Source organism: Alcaligenes sp. SORT26 (assembly GCF_017377875.1).
Taxonomy (GTDB): Bacteria; Pseudomonadota; Gammaproteobacteria; order Burkholderiales; family Burkholderiaceae_B; genus Alcaligenes; species Alcaligenes parafaecalis.
On record NZ_CP070975.1, the window covers coordinates 958,668 to 979,780 of the forward strand.

The window sequence follows — 21,113 nt, forward strand, 5'->3', positions numbered from 1 at the left end:
TGTATGGCTGCATGTGGCCTTATCCAAGGCTGAATATTTGACATTATAGAGATAATGTCAAATTACAGAACCTGATTTGTTGATAATTTTATATATTACGTTGTATTATTAATTAAATTATCATCAGAGGTGGAAAAATGGAGCAAAACCAGCCCAATGAGGGCCAAATCCTGGCCGATGTCGCTGAATTACGTGATCGTTTCAGCCATACGCAGACTTTGTATAAAGAAGTGGCCGCACTCCTGTTTTTTCGCTATGGCGTCACACCAACGGCTAACAAGCTGTACCAACTGGTGCGCAAAGGCAGCATGAGCGCGCCCGCACAAGCACTACAGACGTTCTGGGAAGATTTGCGGGATAAAAGCCGTGTTCGGCTGGATGTAGCCGATATGCCGGAAGCGCTGCAAACCCTGACGGGAGATCTGTTGGGCCGTATCTGGCAAGAAGCCATAAGCCAGTCCAAACAGCAGATGCTGCATTACCAAACGCAGGCAGACGAACGAATCGCCCAGGCATTGGCACAAACTCAGGAGGCCCGGCAGGCACTGAAAGCAGAGCAGGGCGCCTTAAAGAGTGCACAAGCCAACATAGAGCAACTGAAAGAAGAGCTGCAGATGGCTGGCCAGGAACAGGCCGCCCTGAAGCAAGACCTGTTGCACGCCAAACAACGGCAAAACGAACTTGAAACTGAAAAGCAGCTTGCTCAGCAAGAACTGCGCCGCCAAGGTGAGCAATTCACCCAGGACCTGGAACGGCTCCAAAAGGCGATTGAGCTGACCGAAGAACGCGCTCAAGCCAATGAGCGACGTGCTCTGCTGGAGATCGACAAAGAACGCTCGGTTCAAACTCGTTTGCGTCAGCAGATAGAAGAGGTCGAACAGGCAAACAAGGCCCAAAGACAGGCTCACGAACAGGAACTGAACAAGCAGCAGGATCAAATGCAGAAACTGCGCCAGGAGTTAGGGCAAGAGCAGGGCGAGCGCCGAGCCATGCAGGCCGCCTTGGACATCAGCCACAGCCTGTCCAAAGAAATGCAGGGACAATTGCAGTTGCTCCGTACTCGTAGCGCCTTGCTGGAACGAGAAAATGAGGAAGCGCGCAAGAAAGCCCAGCAGCTCAAGCAAGAGCTGGAACAAGCCCAGACTCAGCAAGTTCGGCCTGTACGATTGAAGCGGCGTTTGATTAAAAACGAGCCCGAGTAGTAGGCTGCGTAGATGAGAGCGTTGCAACGCCCAACTTAGCCTCAGAACTCCAAGCAAACTGCTACGTCACAGACTCTTATCTAGTAGAGTCTGCCCTGCGTAACGATCTGTTTTAACGCAAACGGATAGCCGTGGCCTCGTGCTAAGCTCCTATTCATGCTGTTCACACCGCACACACCCCACAAAACATTAGGCTGGCTGCTTTTGAGCAGCCTGATTGTTTTTCTGCTCTGTCTTGGTTTGAGCAACACGGTGGCTGCCCAAACTACGCATCAGCACACTGAACGAACAAGCATCCATACGGCACATGTGTCCCCAACACAGTCTGGCCACAATGCCCCGAATCACTGCAGCACCCCGCAGAAAAGCGGCTGCTGCGCCTGTCTGGCTGTCAAAGCGCCAGAACCGGAGGCAGCCACTTTACAGCCTGCTTTCCCTCCCGTCCCTCTGCATCAAAACTACATCTCTCGTCTGGTTGGGCCTGCCCAACCCCCTCCACGCTGGTCCTGATCATCTCGTTTTCATTGCCGCTCCCTGGCCTCTAGAAGCCAGCCCCTTATTCGTGGGCGAGGACGGCGCACTGCTATTGATGATTTGTAGGAATACACCATGCAACGACGCGATTTTTTCAAACTGACTTTGGGTGCCAGCCTCTTGAGCAGCCTTCCTATGCGAGGCTGGGCTCAAGGCATGATGGGGCACCATGGTTCTATGTCTGGCCCCATGTCCGCCAGCAACATGACGGCAGCTCAAGGCCTGATGCCCGTAGAAAAAATGCCAGCAGGCCAAGCCCTAAAACCTTTGACTGTACTTAAAAACAGTAGTCAGAGAAAGGGGCTGTTTCAAGCCAAAATTACGGCTTCTCCCCAACAAGCGGTGCTGGCCGATGGCAAAACCACGGAGCTCTGGCTGTATAACGGTCAGGCTCCTGGCCCCTTGATCGAACTCCACGAGGGCGACCAGGTAGAAATCGAGTTTGAAAACCAGCTTGACCAAGCTACCACCATTCATTGGCATGGCCTGCCTGTGCCTTCAGATCAGGATGGCAACCCGCAAGACCCGGTTTTGCCAGGGCAAAGCCGCTACTACCGCTTTACCTTGCCCAATGATTGTGCGGGCACCTACTGGTATCACCCACATCCTCATGGCAAAAGTGGCGAGCAAGTCGCCCATGGTTTGGGCGGCACCATTATTGTTCGTTCCTCCGATGATCCGCTAAAGCAGTACACCGAACAGCACTGGGTCATCAGTGATATGCGTCTGGATATCAATGCTCATATCCCGGCCAACACGGGGCCAGACTGGATGGATGGCAGGGAAGGGCAGTTTGTGCTGCTCAATGGCCAACGTCAGCCACGGATTCAGACCCATACTGGCGAGCGCATTCGTGTCTGGAACTCTTGCTCCGCCCGCTACTTGAATCTGCATGTGCCTGGCGCGCGTCTGGTTCAAGTGGGAACGGATGGTGGACTGCTGGAGCAGCCCCGGCCTGCGGTCGATTCCATCTTGCTGGCACCGGCCGAACGGATGGAGGTCTTCATCCAGACCGATCAAGACCTGGATACCACCCTGCAAGCCTTGTACTACGACCGACAAAAAATGATGACAAAGGACAGTCGGGAGAATTTGACCTTGGCGACACTACAAATCCGTCATCAAGAAACAGAACTGCCCCAGCAACTGCGTACCATTACAGCCATTCCTGCTGCCTCCAGCACGGCGAAAGTTGTATTTAGCGAAGTCATGCCCCACAACATGCCCATGCAATCTGGTCATGAAAACAGTTCCTCAGCCTCGTCCAGCATGGGTCAACACGATATGGGTGGAATGGGTGGCGGGCAGATGATGCCGGATATGGCAGCCATGCGCTCCATCTTTCGCATCAATAACAAGGTCTACGACATGGACCGGATTGACCTGCGTTGCCCGACCGGACAATGGCAATACTGGGATGTGATCAATGATTCCCATATGGATCATCCTTTCCATCTGCACGGAACCCAGTTTCAGGTGATGGCGCGTCAAACAGGCATGCAGTCCGTACCCGAAGCTTTCCGTGCCTGGCGCGATACGGTCAATTTGCGCCCTAATGAAACTATCCGCCTGGCGTTTCGCCAGGAACTACCCGGACTACGCATGTTCCATTGCCACATTCTGGAGCACGAGGATCTGGGCATGATGGCGCAGTTGATGGTGGAGTAAGAAACACCCGGCCCCAAAGCCGACTAAAACCTTGAAAAGCGCCGCTCTGCTAGCCACTGTGCCAGCAGAGCGGACAAAGCCGTCCTGCTTAAAAAGAAACCGGGCACTGCCTGCATTACAATACCGCTTTTGAATTTCTTACTTTCAGCGGAGCACGCGCCATGAGCCTGTTGGGCACCCCTTTATCGTCGTCGTCGGACAAAATCATGCTCTTGGGCTCGGGAGAGCTGGGCAAAGAAGTGTTGATTGCGCTGCAACGCCTGGGGGTTGAAACCATTGCGGTGGACCGCTACGAAAACGCACCCGGCCAGCATGTGGCCCATCACTCGCGCACTATCACCATGAGTGACGCCGAGCAACTGCGCGCCCTGATCGAAAAAGAACAACCCACTCTTGTCGTTCCCGAAATTGAAGCCATCGCCACCGGTGTGCTGGAAGAGTTGGAAGCGCAGGGCAAAGTTCGTGTCATTCCCACAGCCCGTGCCGCTCGTCTGACGATGGACCGAGAAGGCATTCGCCGTCTAGCCGCTGAAACCTTGGGCGTACCCACCAGCCCCTACCAATTCTGCGAGTCGCTGCAAGAGCTGCAAGCCGCCATCGACGACAAGATTGGCTACCCCTGCGTCGTCAAACCCTTGATGAGCAGCTCGGGCAAAGGCCAAAGCAAAATCAGTGGCCCCGACGATGTTGCCAAAGCCTGGGACTACGCCATGGCAGGTGGCCGCGTCAGCCAATGCCGCGTGATTGTGGAAGGCTTTATTGATTTCGACTACGAAATCACCTTGTTGACGGTACGTGCCGTCGGCGCAGACGGCCAGATCGAAACCCAGTTCTGCGACCCCATCGGCCATAAACAAGTGGATGGTGACTATGTAGAAAGCTGGCAACCTCAACCCATGAGCCCCAAAGCCCTGCAAAGCGCACGCGATATCGCTCAGGCGGTCACCCAGAACCTGGGCGGCCAAGGCTTGTTTGGCGTAGAGCTGTTTGTAAAGGGCGATCAGGTCTGGTTCAGCGAAGTCAGCCCCCGTCCACACGATACCGGCATGGTGACTATGGCCACCCAATGGCAGTCTGAATTTGAATTGCATGCACGCGCCATTCTGGGCCTGCCCGTCAATACCGCCTTGCGCATGCCCGGTGCCAGCGCCGTGATTTATGGCGGTGTTGATGCCCAAGACGTGGACTTCCTGAATGTGGCGGAAGCCCTGCGCATCCCACAAACAGATATCCGTCTGTTCGGTAAGCCCGAAAGCTTTGAAAAACGCCGCATGGGTGTTGCTCTGGCGGCCGACACCGACCTGGAAACCGCGCGTGAAAACGCCCGCCAGGCCGCAGCGACCGTCAAAGTTCAAGCCCGCTAAGCGCAGGAGCCTTCCACCATGCCAGTTATCGTCGTACTGCTTTTTATCGCGATTATTGCGGCGCTTGTGTATGGTGGAATGCAGCTTTTTAGCTTGGTCAGCGCCAGCGCCGGTGTCATCGCCGCGATCTTGAGCCTTGTGATCGCAGCGGCCATTCTGCTGGCTCCGTTTATTATGTGGCGACGCCGTTATGTAGCCATTCACGGCAAAAAACAGCAGGGTCAGCGCATTCTGGAGCTGGTTTTACCTGATGGCCTGATCCGCCTGGATGCCTTGCAAAAACGTGGTCAGATTCAAACCGGGCAGGGCACCCGCGCCTTTATCTTTGCGGATATAGCGGCGGTAGAACAAGAAGGCAGGGGATTGCGGCTGTCATTGCGTAACCCCACGCAAGACTGGAGCATTCAGCCTGCTCATCCGGCAGACGCCAAACGCTGGCACAAAATAATCAGTCTGGCCGCAAGGCAGGATTTATAAGGTTTGCTCTATCAAGGCTGGCGACGGGCACACTTGAAAACCAACTCAGATTTACTCGTGCCAGTCTGAGTATCAATGCCCATACACCTGCAAGATCTATCAGCACACGTCCCGCCACACCAGATAAGCACACCGCACAGAAAACAGCCTCGAATTTGACACCATCAAACCCGAGTCTGTTCTTCAGCTGTTTTGCACTAATAGTCTTGTTTCTTATACCTGCTCACTGACCTGATCAGACAAGGCGGGCTCATTCAAGCTGATCATGTGCTCATCCAAAGACTCGAGCGTTTCCACTACCGTACGCAACACCTGAATCCGTGCCGCTTTTTTGTCCTTGCTGGGCACAATATGCCAAGGCGCCATATGAGTATCGGTCTGGGCGAACATTTCCTCTGCGGCTCGTTGATAGGCCGTCCATTTTTCCCGATTACGCCAATCGTCTTCCGTAATCTTGTAATTCTTGAAGGGCGTTTCCTCGCGGGCCTTGAAGCGTTTAAGCTGCTCGTCCTTATCAATATCCAGCCAAAACTTGATCACGGCAGTGCCGTTAGCCAGCAACTGCGCCTCAAATTCGTTGATTTCCTCGTACGAGCGATGCCAGGCGGCACGGGAAATCAATTTTTCCACTCGCTCGACTAACACACGGCCATACCAGGATCGATCAAAAATCGAGATTTCACCCAAACGCGGTAGTTTGCGCCAGAAACGCCATAGATACGGGCGCGCCAGCTCCACAGCGTTAGGGGCAGAAATAGGGTGGATATCGTAGGTGCGTACATCCAGAGCTTCGGTCAAACGACGAATCGTGCCGCCTTTTCCCGCCGCATCCCGTCCTTCAAAAACCAGCACTAAAGAGTGCTTGCGAAAGGCTTTGCTACGTACCGCGCAGGACAAGCGGCCCTGCCAATGCAATAGCTCAGCATCGTAATCCTGCACAGGCTCTACAGGAGGAGGTGACTGAAGTGAAGCGGTCGGCACATTCAAGCGGAATGGGAAAGCATGGGGTTCTTTCACCTGACGCGGAACGATGGGCTTGTCCATCGCTTGTAAAACCACTTTTGCCAATGACACATCACGCAAGTTTTGATCAGCGCTGGGGATCACGACCCAAGGGGCGTAATTACGATGGGTGAGGTTAATAGTTTGCGTAGCGGCATTGCGCAAACGATTGAATTGCTTATGAACTTTCAGGTCAGCCTTGCTGACACGCCATGCCGTATTAGGGTCGGCCATCAAGGTGGCGCATCGATCTAGCTGAGCCTGGGCCGACAAGTGGAACCATAACTTCAGAACCTGCACACCTTGATACGCCAATTGAGCTTCAAAACGGTTGATCAGATGGGTATACAGCGCAATCTTGGCCGGGTCGGGCTCTTTACGGCCCAACTCCTTCATTAAAGGCGCATACCAGGAGCCGAACACCAAGCCCGTCTGACCACGAGCGGGCAAGCTATTCCAATAACGCCACATCAGTGGGCGCATGGCTTCTTCTTCGCTGAGCTTGCCGAATGCCAAGGTATGCACATGGCGAGGGTCCAACCACGTATTCAAGGTATTGATAGCGGAGCCTTTACCCACACCGTCCATACCGGCCACCACGATCAACAAAGTTTGATCCGCTTTATCCAGTCGCTCGTACTGTTTGGTAAGCAAGGCTTCACGCAGAACTTCAATCTGCTCCTTGGCCAGGTCATCACTCAAACTGGGATCGCGTTCGGCAAACTGTAATACATGGCCCATGGTGCATTGCTCCGGTTTACGTAGCTGCTCACTATAACCATGCAAAGGAAAACATAACTACCTTCAGAGCGAAAATAATCTGGGTAAGAGAGACGCCAGGAGGGAGGTGGACGAGGATCGATGTGGATCCTTATCCATTAATGACTTTACATAATATACATTATGCGATGTTTATAGTTATTAAGCCCGGCATATTTCTCCCAGGCCTCTGAGCTTGATCCTCATGGTCACTTGCCGCCTGTCGCGTCCAGGAATGTTCCAGTCACAAAGGAAGCTTCAGAGCTGGCTAGCCATAAAATTGCACGTGCCACTTCCTCTGGCTGACCACCACGGCCCATCGGAATGCTGTCCTTCAAGCGTTCTACCCGGCCCGGTTCACCGCCACTAGCGTGCATATCCGTATAAATATGTCCAGGCCGAACGCAATTGACACGAATCCCTTCCCGGGCCACCTCTTTAGCAAAGCCCGTTGTGAAAGTCTCCAGGGCTCCTTTTGAAGCGGCGTAATCCACGTATTCGTTCGGACTGCCTAGCTTGGCCGCTATTGACGAGACATTAACCACGGAGCCTCCTTGCCCGCCATGGCGATAAGCCATACGTTTGGCTGCCTGTTGCGCACACAGCATGGGACCAATCGCGTTGACTGCAAAAGTGCGTTGCATACGCTCGAACCCAATATCTTCCAAACGAGATTGCTGAAACAACACGCCTGCGTTATTGACCAAAACATCAATCCGCCCAAACCTTTGATCAAGCTGCTCAAAAAGTCGGATTATCTGCTCCGGGTCTGCACAATCTGCCTTGACAGCAAAAGCTTGCCGACCTGCCGCCTCTACATCAGCGACCACCGCCAAGGCATCAGCTTCGCTTGTGACATAGCTAAGAACAATGTTGTAGCCCTGTCTTGCCGCCAGACGCGCTGTCGCTGCACCTATCCCACGGCTCCCGCCGGTAATCAACATGACTGGATAATCTGACGCTAAACCCATCTGCGTATCTCCAACATAAAGTTTGAAGGCATCATAAAGCGAAAAGCCAGGCCCTGCTTGAGACTAGAACTGACCTCCTGCACGCTGTCGATACAAGTCCTTGCTATATACTCCCCAGTCTTTTGATCTACAGGCTGCACCGCTCAATAGCAAACTGCGAGTCTTTCGCTACATAACAGAGCCAACCACCATGATGAAATTCGTTTTAGTGAGTTCATGCCTGCTTGGCAAACCAGTCCGCTACAACGGCACCCACAAGCTTGCAGAAAATGACGTGTTGGCGCGCTGGTTGAACGAAGGCCGTGTCATCTCTGTTTGTCCCGAGCTTGCAGGTGGCATGCCGGTCCCTCGTCCTCCTGCTGAAATTATCGGAGGCGGTGGCATGCAGGTGTTTTCAGGGCTGGCGCGTGTTGTGGATGCTCAGGGAAATGATGTATCTCGCGCTTTCGTCGCTGGCTCCGTGCAAACTTTAGAGCAAGCAAAGCTCAAAGGTATTCGGGTCGCCGTTCTTAAAGAAGACAGCCCATCCTGTGGTTCCGGCTCTATCTACGACGGCACCTTCACGGGCAAGCGTATCCAGGAACAAGGTGTCACCGCCGCTTTACTGGAATCCGAAGGTATTCGGGTCTTTAGCGAGACGCAATTTGCACAGGCTGAGGCCTATTTACGCAGTTTGGACGCTGAGGCTACGGAGTAAGCGAAACCGCTCTTTAGCGACGTTTTCTCCATTTCGCCAATCAGAATCCCCCTTATTGAGCCCTCCCCGGCCTGGATTAAACTATTTGCTGGTCCCAGGAAACTTCCCGGCATCGCACGAAGTTATAGCCCTAAGAGATCACCGCGATACTTGGCTTATACACAGCCAGGAAAATCAGCTAAGGAAGCAGTTTTTCCCAGGGAGCACCACTGGAAAACGCTTTCTCTACCCATGCCTTGAATACAGCTGTTTTCGATGGCGTGAACTTGACGGAAGGACGGATAAAGTAGATGGCTGACTGCCTGTCAAATGCCCAGCCAGGCAGAACAGGCACTAAGGTCCCTGCCGCAATATCCCGCGCAACCAACCAGTTGCTGGACCCAAGTATCCCTATCCCTTGGCGTGCGGCATCCAGCAAGGCTTCGCCATCATTACTGACAAAGCTTCCCCTGGCCGTAACAGCAAGCGCTTCCTCACCTTGATATAAAACCCACTCAGGATAGGTACGCAGGCCTGTATGACCAAGACAATTGTGATTAGCCAGCTCTTTGGGATGAGCAGGACGAGTATGTCTTTCGAGATATTGGGGAGAAGCACACAAAATTCTGCTATGGCTACAAAGCCGATTCGCAATCAGGCGGCTGTCCTCTAAAGCGCCGACTCGAATGCAAGCGTCATATCCCTCCGCAATTACATCCACGTACTTGTCTGAATAGTCCGTGTGCACCGTCAAGCGGGGATGGGCCTGGGCGAACCGCGCGACAATCGGACTAAGCCACATCCTGCCTAATGCACCAGGCAAGCTAATCCTTAGACTGCCCACTATCTCTTTAGACAAATGCCCGGCTTCCTGCTCTGCCTCGTCAAGTATTTGAGCGGCCTCAATCAGCCTTTCATAGAAGCGCTCACCGGCATCTGTCAGCTTGATACGCCGTGTGGAGCGTTCAATCAAACGCACGCCCAGACGCTCTTCAAGTGAGGCAATCCGTTTGGAAATAATTGATGGATGACGTTGCAGTTTCAAGGCCGCCGCGGAAAATGATCCGGCACGGACAATTGCAATGAATGCAGCAAACTCATCTGATTGCTGGCTGGCAAATGAGGATGCGCTCACTTAGCACCTCTCCAAAGATTGACTGTACATAGCACACTCCTGATCAAGCATAGCCCGCCTGTAGACTATTTCCTTGCATATCAGTTGTGCATCATACGCACCAATCATGCTTATGTTTTTTGATAAGGTAAAAAAACACGCCCATTTCTGGGTAAGACACTTATCAAGCAGGTGCTTATATGCAGGTTAAATTCAAGCAAGTTGATGTTTTTGCCAACACCTCATTCAAAGGCAACCCGGTCGCTGTCGTGCTTGATGCCACGGGCCTGACCGAGTCTCAGATGCAAGGAATTGCCAACTGGACCAACGTCTCTGAAACAACCTTTGTGTCTGCCGCCACCAATCCTGCTGCAGACTACAAGATCAAAATCTTTACTCCGACCTCGGAACTGCCCTTTGCGGGACACCCGACCATTGGAACGGCGCATGCGCTGATTGAAGCCGGTATCGTCCAGCCCAAAAATGGCTGGATCACCCAGCAATGTGAAGTTGGCTTGATTCCAATCCTGGTAGAGCGCGAAAGCAATGGACCTACACAGATTTTCTTTGAGCTGCCCAAAGCAGAATTTACAGAGCTGAACGCCGAAGAAATCCAGCGCGTTCAAGACATTCTGGGCACCCCTTCCCTGTCAGCCATCACACCCAGGTTTGTGAACGTCGGGCCCATTCATACCGTGGTGCAACTGCCTACCGCACAGGATGTGTTAGCGCTGACACCCAAGCTGGACGATCTGCATAGATTCAGCAAAGAGCACGGCACAGCAGGCATCGTTGTATTTGGTGCTCAAGAAAGTGACAAGGCAAGCGCTATTGAAGCCCGTTCCTTCTTCCCCATACTCGGCATCAACGAGGACCCAGTGTGTGGAAGTGGCAATGGCGCAATCGCCGCATTTATCGCCGAGACCCAGCAAACCAGCGTCTTCGGCAATCACTTCTCAAGCTCCCAAGGCCAGGCTCTCGGACGCGAAGGAAAGATAGCACTCAGAATTTCACCCGACACCCGTATTCAGGTGGGTGGAGAAAGTGTCACGACTATTGATGGACTCATTTCAATCTAAGCGGCTTGCACATGCACAAATCTATCATTTCGACTGAACATGCTCCCAGCACCTTGGGGGCGTACTCGCAAGGCGTCCGAACGGGGGATTTTCTCTACACCTCTGGGCAAATTGGCATTGATCCTGTCTCAATGCAGCTTGTAGACGGCGTTGAAGATCAAATTCGACAGACCTTTCAAAATATCCAGGCTATCTGCGAAGCAGAAGGCGCCGATCTCTCGAACATCATCAAATTAACCGTGCTTCTTGTTGATCAAGATTCATGGGCCTTGGTCAACAAGGTCATGCAGGAGATGTTCAACAGCCCATACCCCTCTCGTACTGCCTTTGGTGTGGCATGGCTTCCCCTTGGGGCAGCGATCGAGGTCGAGGCTGTGATACGCCTGGACTCTACTCAATAGCAAGCACGTAAAGAGCGCTTTTCCCCTCTGAGTTCGGCGTACCCGACAAACACGACCTGTCTGTTCTACGGTGCCAGAGACAAAGCCGGTTTCGTCTGCATCGGTGTATCCGGGTTCGTGATTCCAAGCGCCGGGTTCAGCACGGGACTGCCCACCTGCAAGTGGCCCTTGAATTTAAAAGACTGCAAGGTGGCCAAAGAGATAGCCAGCTTGGCGTTGATAAAGTTGAAGGGAACGATAATTTCCAGTTCCGTCGCTGTGTGAGGGCCTCTGTAGATGTACCCTTGCAGCCCAAGCGTCTCGATCAGTGGTTTACTCTCGGGAATTTGAATTCCTATGTCACTCAAGGCTTTTCTGACCAGCCTGGCTTTTTCTTTCTGAGGGACATTGGGGTCCGCTATTTCACTGCCCGTAATGTCTACAAACTGGGTTTTCTTGCCCTTGCCATCAAAATTATTGACGGTGGATGCCTCGATATCGATCAGGTTGATGTAGGCTTCACCGGTTCCGCTTTCGGGCAAGGAATCCGGCAAGTACCCCTCTGCCGTCGCACGGTCTTGGGCCACATAGAATCCAGCCCAATCATCTTTTTTCCCTTCGGGATACGACTTTATAAGCTCTCGATGGCTCTTGTCCTTGGCAGTAATGCCAGAGGACTTGTAGCCTAGAAAGACACATGATGGTCCTGGCTGTATGGCAATACTCGTTACTTTCGCCTTAACGGTCATCTCAATACCTTCCTATTAAGGACATCAATTACAAGATCAATAACCCCCGATGTTTATATATTTTTAATTATTAAAAAATAGAGACAGAAATATGGTTAACCAGGACTCAAACTCAAAACCTCTTCAGACCGCAACAAGCCTGAAGAGGTTTTTACTATCATTTCCCAAAATGATCATTTTTCAAACTACTCTTTGATTGCTTAGCCAAAGATATTACTGATTCGCTCAACTGTTCCAATATAGCTCGTACTTATCTTACGCAGAGTATACGGAACTTTGCTATCCCAGTCTTTAGACCATGAGTCGCTGCTTAATGTACAAATATTGAGCTTTCCAAGTTCTTCTTCCAAATCTGCGAATTGGGTTTGCAGAGACTCACTAGAGGCGAGACTTCTACCCTGGCTTTGACCACGCCAGTCAATTCCCTTAGCAGCAGAGTATGGAATAGGTATTAAACGAAGATCACCATTAAGCAAAACCCCTTCTTCTTTGTCTGCTTCTAATTTCAGCGCACTTGCCCCACCTTTGGTAAAGATCATCTTTTCGGGCAAGGCTTTTCTTAATAGCATTAAAGAAGGGCCAAATGCATAAATATCACCGTTTGTATCGATGAACGGGAGCATTTTTACAAAAGAGCTAAAAGAAGTGGGGTTATTACTTCCATAGCTACAATAAGCAGCTTTATAGGTAACTTCCGGGTAAGGTACCGGATGAACATTTATTATTTCACTGCTTACTGATCTATCATCAAGCAGCAGCCCTAAACCAAGCTCCGCATTACGCAAAAATCCGAGCTGGTTCCATATAACGTAAATTTTTTTGGCTTCTTCGCTTAATGACTCAAATGCTGTTTCTATAGCATCATCTCGACCCATATTATCGCTTAATTTTATTTGAGCGATTTTAAAAGAATCTGCCACTTGGGATGCTGACTTAAGATTACAAAAGTCCAAATTGATGTTGCATGCGTTAAATGTATTATAGATAGTATTCAACGTGGACAAGTCCTGCATCATGCAGCGAATTTTCAATATATATTCTGCTACCTCATCATCGCTGATCTCGTTCATATACCCCATAGACATCCACGGGAAAATATCAGACCAGTTTGCTATCCATGCCCCCAAAACAGCATAGTCAGAACCTGATTTCAAAATCCCTTCCCTGGCACCCTTTAACAAGAATTTAGGGATCCCTTTAGACATCCTCCCTTCAGATAAAGTATCCAGTGAGTTTTCCTGAACCATAGCTGCCAAGTTATTTAGGCCATCAATATTATTCTTATCTCTAACTTTTGACCTGAATTCATCCATGGTTAGCTCTGGATTTGTTTTTTTTGCTTCCTCATACCCTGAAGATATAGAAAACTCCTCAGAATCACCCAGCTTTTCCATTGATTCCAGTTTTTCCTCAACTTCCGGATCTTTTTCAGGTTTTAAAAAATCGGGGATTTCAGGGGGGCGGCTGACCGAACTTTGCATTGGCGCTTTGTCCAGCAAGCTGATCTCCGATATTTCGGCAAAGGACTTATTAGCAACGACATCAAACCATGCGTTCACCTGGCTTTCAACGCAACCCCCACTCGCGAAGGCCCTGCAAGAAACATTGACATCGGAAGTCTGGTCTTTTTGAGAACCATTATATGTTTGCTCTATGGATACTGAAGTCCCGACTCCTGAATAGCTGAATCCAGCCGTTTCACCGTACTTCCAACTATCTGCCGACTTCTTGCTGCTCATTTCTGTTGAAACAGAACCCATCCCTCCCCAGATGGCTCCAACAACCAAACCATCACCATAGGAAGAGATGAAATGTTGCAGCTCTTTCACCCATTCCTTCATCAACTTTTCTTTTTCGCTAGATGAGCCGACGTGATCACGAGCAGCGATAAACTTGTCGAGGACACTCAAGGCTTGATGCTTGGGCCCTGCGCTTAAAGAATTTAAAACATCTTCCACCAGCAAGTTATCAAAATCGATATACTCTATGCCCGATATCATAGAAATATTATAAGAAACTTTTATCGACTTAGACTCTGAGGCAGTGGCGTTACTAACGGACACGGCAACGGCAGAAGTGAACTTCGCTACACCCGAAGGTCCATATGCTCCTGAAAATCCGAGCGTTCCTTCATTTAAAGAATCTGTATACACATATTGGCTTTTCCCGCTCATGCTCATCTCAACTTCTTTTTGAGTGATCATTTTGGTAATCGGCTGATTCAATACTGATGGCGAAAAATCATTTCCAAGAACGGTAGACCCGACGGTAATCCCTAATAGGGGATTGATAGACTTAGATTCTATGGCCATGATTTTCACCATTAATATTTTTTAACGACAGTAATAAAAATATTTCCTGATGCACCACTGGGGCTACCGCCACCTTTTTTGCTGACTACATATCTTTCTTTATCTTTTACATCCAATTTATCGCTATTTGATCCACTCCATGGGCAGTCCCAATTGTATTGAAATACTTGCTTGTCACCATCATATAGTGAAAATCTCCCCTCGGTTCCGGATGACGCACTCTCTCGCCCGCAGGACGCTATTGTGTAGGAATCCTCATCTTTAATGATGGTTCCATTTATTTCACTAGCGTATATTTCTTTGTCCTTGTTCCCTGGTTTATGAAACTTCCCCCAATCCAGATGAGCACCGTCCACTCTGAAATCAGCGTTAACCACAAACACAGTGATCTCAATCCATTGGGCATAGGCACGGAGTGTTTTATCTTCATCCGAAAAATCTTTATCTGCCTTGTTATTCATATCAAACTCCTCAGCTTGTTAATTAAATAGCCCCTAATTATTACGGGCTTGCCTTAGGCAAACAAAGAGTATCAGACGAATTACAAAATCTCAAACAATCCATTATTTAAAAACAATATTTTAAATAAGGGGGATTGCTATCTGGCAACTAATAAAAAATTAAATAATTTTTCCCCTAATCATTTTAATTTTTAATTATTTTTTAATTAGGCAGCCCGAATCATCAGATATTTATTATCTAATCAGAAGCAGAATTATTCTCGTATTCCAAAGACAAAAACTCGATGACACGGCGACGTAGATTTCTAGAAAAGAGACCGTCTTACAGGGTAAGTTTGAAACCCTTATGGCTAGCCGTAAAACCCAGTTGCTCGTAAAACCGATGTGCATCGGCTCGCGCCATATCCGAGGTCAACTGCACAAGTCGACATTGACGCTGACGGCATTGCTCTACCGCCCACTGGATCATCAAACGCCCCAAACCCGAACCACGAGCGGAACTGGCGATGCGCACGGACTCGATTTCCCCACGCCAGGCACCTTGGTGCGACAGGCCAGGCATATAAGTGATCTGCAAAGTTCCGACAACGGCGCCATTCAGCTCTACAACGGCCAGATACTGGTTCGGATCCGCCTCTATCGCTGCAAATGCGTCCAGATAGGACTGGGCCAAAGGCATGCTGGTGTTTTCACGCTTCTGACCCAAAATATCGTCCGCCAACATGGCCACGATCGCTTCCAGATCTGCTGCTACAGCACGACGAAAAAAAGGTGTAGACGTCACTTCACACTCCTGATCAATGAATAGACGAAATGAGCCTGAAATTATGCCTCCTGTAGCTGACTAATCTGTGACTAGCCCCTTCATTCCGACTGCATATTCTCTGTAATTGCAGGATTGTCAGGTGTTTTCTGCACATACAGCCACGCCAACCAGGACGCTTGCAGACGCCAGGCACTGGCAGCACCTGGAGCGTAGCCCATAATTTCCTCGATTTCTGGCAGAGAAAAGCCGCGTTCGATCAAGCCTGCACCAAAGGTATTGCGCAGCCTTTGGGGTGTCATTAAAAGATCCATCTGCTTGATGCCCCATTTGCTGACGATACGGGCCAGCGTAGCGGGATTCATTTGCGCTTGGGGTCGAGCAGCGCTGATCTGACGGCTGCCGGGAAAGACACGGCTATCTTTTCCCCAGGCTGAAGCGTCTTCAGCTCCGCTAAAAATTAACCAGCTACGCAAAATGCCTTCGCACCAGACGGGCACAACAACCTCACGTTTTGCCGCACCAGCGAGTTTGAGCAGAATAGTGCCATCACGCCAGTGGGTTGACTCTTCGTCATCTGCTTCATCTGTTTCTGTAGGTTCCGCTGTGCGTTTGGCTACGCCTATCGCAGAAGGGTGCAACTGGCCCAACTCCACCGGCCGCAAACCTGTACCCAGCATCACGGCCACAATCGTCATATCTCGATATTCGCGCCAGCGGGCAGCGATGGTCATATCACTGGCCATATCCAGGACCCGAAGTCGGGTGCGCAGGGCCTTAATTGTGGCAAGGCATTGATCTACAGATAGAAATTGGGTGGCCTGGTTGTCAGGGGCCTGGCGCCAGGTCTCCTTGAAGGGGTCATTGATGGCGGGGGCCAGTGCGGGGTTTTCCGAGCGGCCATCCTGACGGCAGAGCTCTTCGTAAGCACGGGCGATGACTTGTTGATAGCGCTCACGCTGCGGTCTGCGCACTTCATTCAGATTGGCCAGAAAGTCCCGAATATCCACGGGTTTGATCTGTGTGTACTGTTTTTTGTGATCTTGCAGCGCCTGCAAAAAACGCCGCCATAAGGTGCGATAAACCCGCTGCGTACTGGGCGCCATAGGCGGACGCTGATGCTGCAACCAGGTGTCAAACAAGGCCTCTGCCGAGATATCCGCGGCCTGTGAGCCCAAAATTGGCAGGTCAAACTGCCCTTCTTCTCTTGCAGACCGTTTTTTCATCTTGTTCTCGACTTTTCCGTTAATTGCATTTTATATATGTAATGGTGCGGCTGACAAGCTAAGCAATCACGCCGAGATGAGGAAAATAAGAGAAAAACAGAAGATCAGGAGCTGAGCGGCTGATTACAATGTCCCGGCCTTACCACCTTCACACAGACATCATGATGAACTATCTGGTCACCGCCTCACATCGCTCTGAATACCCCAACCCCTTGGTACTGCAGAACGGGGACAGGGTAACTATTGGCGAGCTTTATCAAGGTCCCGAAAACTGGGATCACTGGATTTACTGCTCTACAAACGAACATTCAGGTGGATGGGTGCCTGAACAAATTATTAAACGTCTGCCCGACACGAATACCGGCCGTGTCATTCAGGACTACAGCGCTCTGGAAATGAATGTTGATGAAGGAGACCTCGTGCACGTGAACAGACAGCTCAATGGCTGGTGCTGGTGTGTACGCCCCAAGGATGGAGCACAAGGCTGGGTGCCTGTCAGCCACTTGTCGCCACAACCCACCAGCCCCTAGCATCCACAGCGGTATTCCTCCCCTCCTCCCTGCCAGACTTTTTATCACCTGCCTTGAGGAGAGGGTCCCGCCCCCGCGGCTATCTGTACAGATTCTGATGAACCCAGCCTTTACTGGTCAAAATCATCCTGGCCTGCCCCTCTACTTCCTGCGCCGTCAAAGTACGTAAGTCCTCGTAGCTGTCCAGCACAGCGCTATCCTTGATCCAGGCTGCCGCATCGGCCAGATGGTAGACATAGTTCACCTGACTGACCATAAAGCCACCTGCACTAGCCGGTTCTGTGAAGTAACTGATGCGATCCAGAACCAGGCGGCCCGTGCAAAATGCATCATGCTCGCCCTTGGACTGCTCAGAACTGGAACGGCGTAAATACGTATCTGCATTGGCATCCAGCTCGTAACGGGGCGCGTCTTCTTTGCCAACCTGGCGCAGCAAACCCACCTTGGCCAACGCAGCCAGACGAGCTCGATCTTCCACGATCAAAGGCGAATCATGTTCGGCCTGGTAGGGATATACACGCCCTGGCACACCCACACATAAACCGTCTCGGGTATCCAGATAGCTCTGGATGGCACTGTTGAAGTTGTCCTCATTGGCCTGTTTGGAGTCCTCGCACCCGGCTAGTAAGCCTGCCACCACCACGACCAACGCTGTTTTCCACATAGATACTTCCTTGCTTGCTGACGAGCTGAAAGACCGAGTTTAGCCCGCCCCCGCCCCGCACTAAAAGCCTTGTCACAAGCAGACAAGAAAATGCCGTGCTCGCGCAGTCAAGACGCAATACCCACCAATATTGCATTACTGCATTGCAAAATCTGCTCTTTTACGATCCTTACAAACAGGTTAAAGTTTCCTGGCTTCGTAAATGAAAGGCATTATCAATGAGCATCACCCCCGTTCCAGTCGCCCGCCAACGCTACACCGTCGTAGCGCGCACCTTGCACTGGCTAATGGCCCTGGCCCTGACCGCGTTGGTGACGGTGGGCTACACCATGAAAACCTTGCCCCTGTCTCCACTGAAACTACAGGTCTATTCCTGGCATAAGTGGGCCGGTATTTCTTTATTGGTATTAGTGATCTTGCGCCTGCTCTGGCGTTTGTTTAACCGCCCCCCTGCTCTGCCCGAAGGCATGTCGCCCCTGACCCGGGCTCTGGCCCATGGCGGCCATGCCGTCCTGTACTTCTTGATGATTGGCATCCCTTTGACAGGCTGGCTGATGAGCTCAGCCAAAGGCTTCCAGACCGTCTGGTTTGGCGTACTGCCCCTGCCTGACCTGGTCTCCAAAGATAAACCTTTGGGCGAGTTACTGGTCCAAGTCCACATCTTTTTCAATTACGCCCTGATTACCATGGTCAGCCTGCATATTCTGGCGGCCTTGAAGCATCAGTTCATAGACCGTGACGGCTTGCTACGCCGTATCACCTTTACTTTAGGCAAAGCCAAATCATGAGCAAATCTGTCTTCCTGTCCCTGCTGGTCGGCTCCCTGAGCCTGAGCGCCAGCCTGTCAGCCAATGCCAAGAACTACCAGGCCCTGGATACCCAAAATAGCGAAATCGGCTTTCAGTATTCCCAGATGGGCGTGAAGCTGGATGGCCAGTTCCGCAAATTTGAAGGCGAGCTGAACTTCGACCCTGAAGCCCTGGATCAGTCCAAGGTGGTCTTGAAAGTTGCTTTGGATAGCGTTGATACCGGCTCGGACGAAGCCGATGACGAACTGCAGGATGTGCGCTGGTTCGATATTGACGCACACCCCCAGGCCGTTTTCAGTTCCAAGAGTTTCCGTGCTGTCAGCGCCCAGCAATATGAAGTGCAAGGCACGCTGCAAATCAAAGGCCGTGAACAGCCTGTCACCGTGATGGCGACCATGGCTCCTGAAGGAGACAAGGCGACGTTTAGCGGTGCATTTGAAATCAAGCGTGGCGATTTTTCTATCGGTGAAGGCTCCTGGTCCACCTACGACATCGTGGCCAACGAGATCACCGTCAACTTCAAAATTGATGCGAAGTAAGCAGACGCATCAGCGCCCCCCTCCTCCCTACCCGCTCAACAAGGATTACCTCCCTATGATCAAGCCAGTGATTGCCCTGTCCGCCAGCTTCTTGTTTGTGTTTGCCGCCCAGGCTGCTCCCGTCACCTATCAGGTCGAGCCTAGCCACACTTTCGTGCATTTCAGCTACAAGCACCTGGGACTGAGCACGCAAAGCCAGCGTTTTGACAAGGCACAAGGTACGGTCACCCTGGACCAGGAAGCCAAGAAAGGCAGTATCGACATGAAAGTGGATACTCGCTCGGTCAGCACCGGCTTTCCTCTGTTCAACGAACACATTCAGGGCAAGGACCACTTTGACACCGCGCAATTCCCTGAAGCGACCTTTGTGTCCAAAGACATTCAGTTCGACGGTGACAAGCCTGTTTCGGCCAAGGGCGATCTGACCATCAAGGGCATTACCAAGCCCGTGACCATGACCATCGAGTCCTTCCTGACCATGCCCAAGCACCCCATGATGAACAAAGCAGCTTTGGGCGCTGACGGCAAGATCGAGATCAAGCGCAGCGAGTTTGGCATGGCTGCCAACGTGCCTTACGTGGGTGACGAAGTCACTATCCGCATCGCACTGGAAGCCATTGCCCAGTAATAGCGAGCCACTCGCTACTCAGGAAGTCTGATTACAGGATTTCCTGAACCACTTCCAGGGGACGCGCCAGACGCGTCCCTTTTTCTGTCACCACGATGGGGCGATTCAACAAAATGGGATTAGCCTCAATAGCAGCCAGCAAGTCCTCGTCGCTCAGATCGGGATTGCCCAGATTCAGCTCGCTGTAAATGGCTTCTTTGCTGCGCATGGCTTCACGTACGGTCAAACCCGTCGCCGCTATCAGCGCTTTGAGTTCGCTACGCGACAAAGGCGTTTTCAGGTACTCGATGATCTCGGGCTTCAGGCCTTTTTCCTGCATCATGGCCAGGGCATTACGCGAAGTGCTGCAGCGCGGATTATGATAGATTTTGCTCATGACAGTCTTTGACTTCCTATAAACCGTATTCAGGCGAACAATAGTAGCCCAGCGCCACTGGATACGTCATCTGGGTAGCTTGCTGCAGACCGGCCAGCGTCTTCACTTAGCCAGGAGAACACATGATCGACCTGTATTACTGGACCACTCCCAACGGACACAAAGTCACGATGTTTCTGGAGGAGTCCGGCCTGCCCTACACCCTCCACCCCATCAATATTGGCCAGGGCGATCAATTCAAACCTGAATTTCTGCGCATCGCCCCTAATAACCGTATTCCCGCCATTGTTGACCAGGCCCCGCAAGACGGCGGCGAGCCTATCTCCCTGTTCGAGTCCGGCGCTATCTTGCAGTATCTGGCGGAGAAAACCGGCCAGTTCCTGTCCTCCGACTTGCGGGTCCGTACCGAGACCTTGCAGTGGCTGTACTGGCAAATGGGGGGCTTGGGTCCGATGGCCGGTCAAAACCATCACTTCAACGTCTATGCGCCCGTCAAAATTGACTACGCCATTGACCGCTATGTACGTGAAACGGGCCGCCTTTACGGTGTGCTGAACAAGCACCTGGAACAGCGTGACTTTATCGCGGGCGACTATTCCATTGCCGATATGGCCAGCTATCCCTGGATTGTCTCCCACCAGCGCCAAAGCCAGAACCTGGACGACTTCCCGCATCTGAAACGCTGGTTTCAGCGTATTGGCGAGCGCCCGGCGACCCAGCGCGCCTATGCTCTGGTCGAGCAGATCAACCCCGGCTCCCCCGTCCATGACGAGAAAGCCCGCCAGATCCTTTTTGGCCAAGATTCCAAAACTATTCGATAGGACTATCAA

22 protein-coding genes are annotated in these 21,113 nt (G+C 51.4%); 12 read left to right on the plus strand and 10 right to left on the minus strand.

Going from position 1 to position 21,113, the window contains the following annotated elements; all coding sequences use genetic code 11:
* Positions 1-137: 137 nt before the first annotated feature.
* The 4 genes from JYG33_RS04475 (at position 138) to JYG33_RS04490 (ending at position 5,245) form a co-directional block, all read left to right on the plus strand.
* Positions 138-1,202 carry a DNA-binding protein gene (locus JYG33_RS04475; RefSeq protein WP_207874840.1) on the plus strand — a complete coding sequence of 355 codons (1,065 nt, stop codon included), beginning with the start codon at positions 138-140 and terminating at the stop codon, positions 1,200-1,202.
* Between the two features lie 609 nt (positions 1,203-1,811).
* Positions 1,812-3,404 (plus strand): multicopper oxidase family protein, encoded by a 1,593-nt coding sequence (locus JYG33_RS04480; protein WP_207874841.1) that lies wholly within the window; start codon positions 1,812-1,814, stop codon positions 3,402-3,404.
* A 161-nt stretch (positions 3,405-3,565) separates the two neighbouring features.
* Positions 3,566-4,768 (plus strand): formate-dependent phosphoribosylglycinamide formyltransferase, encoded by a 1,203-nt coding sequence (gene purT / locus JYG33_RS04485; RefSeq protein WP_207874842.1) that lies wholly within the window; start codon positions 3,566-3,568, stop codon positions 4,766-4,768.
* Positions 4,769-4,786: 18 nt separating this feature from the next.
* Positions 4,787-5,245 (plus strand): hypothetical protein, encoded by a 459-nt coding sequence (locus JYG33_RS04490; RefSeq protein ID WP_207874843.1) that lies wholly within the window; start codon positions 4,787-4,789, stop codon positions 5,243-5,245.
* A gap of 213 nt (positions 5,246-5,458) precedes the next feature.
* Here the strand turns inward: JYG33_RS04490 and pap are convergent, their stop codons facing one another.
* Both pap and JYG33_RS04500 read right to left on the minus strand, forming a co-directional pair.
* The gene (gene pap, locus JYG33_RS04495) at positions 5,459-6,988 is read right to left on the minus strand and encodes a polyphosphate:AMP phosphotransferase (RefSeq protein WP_207874844.1); all 1,530 of its coding nucleotides are present in this window, start codon (positions 6,986-6,988) and stop codon (positions 5,459-5,461) included.
* A gap of 227 nt (positions 6,989-7,215) precedes the next feature.
* Entirely contained in the window at positions 7,216-7,977 is a 762-nt protein-coding gene (locus JYG33_RS04500; RefSeq protein WP_207874845.1) for an SDR family oxidoreductase, read from the minus strand.
* 193 nt (positions 7,978-8,170) lie between these two features.
* On the opposite strand from JYG33_RS04500, the gene JYG33_RS04505 reads away from it, so the two are divergent.
* Positions 8,171-8,674 (plus strand): DUF523 domain-containing protein, encoded by a 504-nt coding sequence (locus JYG33_RS04505; RefSeq protein ID WP_207875729.1) that lies wholly within the window; start codon positions 8,171-8,173, stop codon positions 8,672-8,674.
* A 178-nt stretch (positions 8,675-8,852) separates the two neighbouring features.
* On the opposite strand, the gene JYG33_RS04510 is transcribed toward JYG33_RS04505, so the two are convergent.
* Positions 8,853-9,788 carry a LysR family transcriptional regulator gene (locus tag JYG33_RS04510; protein WP_207874846.1) on the minus strand — a complete coding sequence of 312 codons (936 nt, stop codon included), beginning with the start codon at positions 9,786-9,788 and terminating at the stop codon, positions 8,853-8,855.
* A 179-nt stretch (positions 9,789-9,967) separates the two neighbouring features.
* Here JYG33_RS04510 and JYG33_RS04515 point away from each other — a divergent pair, with 179 nt between their 5' ends.
* Both JYG33_RS04515 and JYG33_RS04520 read left to right on the plus strand, forming a co-directional pair.
* Positions 9,968-10,846 carry a PhzF family phenazine biosynthesis protein gene (locus tag JYG33_RS04515; RefSeq protein ID WP_207874847.1) on the plus strand — a complete coding sequence of 293 codons (879 nt, stop codon included), beginning with the start codon at positions 9,968-9,970 and terminating at the stop codon, positions 10,844-10,846.
* Positions 10,847-10,857: 11 nt separating this feature from the next.
* The gene (locus JYG33_RS04520) at positions 10,858-11,247 is read left to right on the plus strand and encodes a Rid family detoxifying hydrolase (protein WP_207874848.1); all 390 of its coding nucleotides are present in this window, start codon (positions 10,858-10,860) and stop codon (positions 11,245-11,247) included.
* A 65-nt stretch (positions 11,248-11,312) separates the two neighbouring features.
* On the opposite strand, the gene JYG33_RS04525 is transcribed toward JYG33_RS04520, so the two are convergent.
* From JYG33_RS04525 to JYG33_RS04545, 5 genes are all read right to left on the minus strand, one after another.
* The gene (locus JYG33_RS04525; RefSeq protein ID WP_207874849.1) at positions 11,313-11,975 is read right to left on the minus strand and encodes a hypothetical protein; all 663 of its coding nucleotides are present in this window, start codon (positions 11,973-11,975) and stop codon (positions 11,313-11,315) included.
* Between the two features lie 200 nt (positions 11,976-12,175).
* On the minus strand, positions 12,176-14,287 hold the full coding sequence (locus JYG33_RS04530) for a hypothetical protein (protein ID WP_207874850.1): 2,112 nt from the start codon (positions 14,285-14,287) through the stop codon (positions 12,176-12,178).
* Between the two features lie 11 nt (positions 14,288-14,298).
* A complete protein-coding gene (locus JYG33_RS04535; protein WP_207874851.1) occupies positions 14,299-14,748 on the minus strand; it encodes an aegerolysin family protein in 450 nt (149 codons plus the stop codon).
* Between the two features lie 322 nt (positions 14,749-15,070).
* Positions 15,071-15,532, minus strand: a complete 462-nt coding sequence (locus JYG33_RS04540; RefSeq protein WP_207874852.1) for a GNAT family N-acetyltransferase — start codon at positions 15,530-15,532, stop codon at positions 15,071-15,073.
* Between the two features lie 80 nt (positions 15,533-15,612).
* Positions 15,613-16,737, minus strand: a complete 1,125-nt coding sequence (locus tag JYG33_RS04545; RefSeq protein ID WP_207874853.1) for a tyrosine-type recombinase/integrase — start codon at positions 16,735-16,737, stop codon at positions 15,613-15,615.
* Positions 16,738-16,898: 161 nt separating this feature from the next.
* On the opposite strand from JYG33_RS04545, the gene JYG33_RS04550 reads away from it, so the two are divergent.
* Positions 16,899-17,267 (plus strand): SH3 domain-containing protein, encoded by a 369-nt coding sequence (locus tag JYG33_RS04550; protein WP_243430271.1) that lies wholly within the window; start codon positions 16,899-16,901, stop codon positions 17,265-17,267.
* A 79-nt stretch (positions 17,268-17,346) separates the two neighbouring features.
* Here the strand turns inward: JYG33_RS04550 and JYG33_RS04555 are convergent, their stop codons facing one another.
* Positions 17,347-17,931: a hypothetical protein gene (locus JYG33_RS04555; protein WP_207874854.1), complete on the minus strand. Its 585-nt coding sequence runs from the start codon at positions 17,929-17,931 to the stop codon at positions 17,347-17,349.
* Positions 17,932-18,149: 218 nt separating this feature from the next.
* Between JYG33_RS04555 and JYG33_RS04560 the strand changes: the two genes are divergently transcribed.
* Genes JYG33_RS04560 through JYG33_RS04570 form a run of 3 tightly spaced genes read left to right on the plus strand, consistent with a single transcriptional unit; the run spans position 18,150 to position 19,907 of the window.
* The gene (locus JYG33_RS04560; RefSeq protein WP_207874855.1) at positions 18,150-18,719 is read left to right on the plus strand and encodes a cytochrome b; all 570 of its coding nucleotides are present in this window, start codon (positions 18,150-18,152) and stop codon (positions 18,717-18,719) included.
* Positions 18,716-19,279, plus strand: coding sequence for a YceI family protein (locus JYG33_RS04565; protein WP_207874856.1), 564 nt, complete (start codon positions 18,716-18,718; stop codon positions 19,277-19,279). The genes JYG33_RS04560 and JYG33_RS04565 overlap by 4 nt, the downstream gene beginning before the upstream one ends.
* 55 nt (positions 19,280-19,334) lie before the next feature.
* Complete coding sequence (locus JYG33_RS04570) at positions 19,335-19,907, plus strand: YceI family protein (protein ID WP_207874857.1); 573 nt, start codon at positions 19,335-19,337, stop codon at positions 19,905-19,907.
* Between the two features lie 31 nt (positions 19,908-19,938).
* On the opposite strand, the gene arsC is transcribed toward JYG33_RS04570, so the two are convergent.
* Positions 19,939-20,283 carry an arsenate reductase (glutaredoxin) gene (gene arsC / locus JYG33_RS04575; protein WP_207874858.1) on the minus strand — a complete coding sequence of 115 codons (345 nt, stop codon included), beginning with the start codon at positions 20,281-20,283 and terminating at the stop codon, positions 19,939-19,941.
* A 122-nt stretch (positions 20,284-20,405) separates the two neighbouring features.
* Between arsC and JYG33_RS04580 the strand changes: the two genes are divergently transcribed.
* A complete protein-coding gene (locus tag JYG33_RS04580) occupies positions 20,406-21,104 on the plus strand; it encodes a glutathione S-transferase N-terminal domain-containing protein (protein ID WP_207874859.1) in 699 nt (232 codons plus the stop codon).
* Positions 21,105-21,113 lie beyond the last annotated feature (9 nt).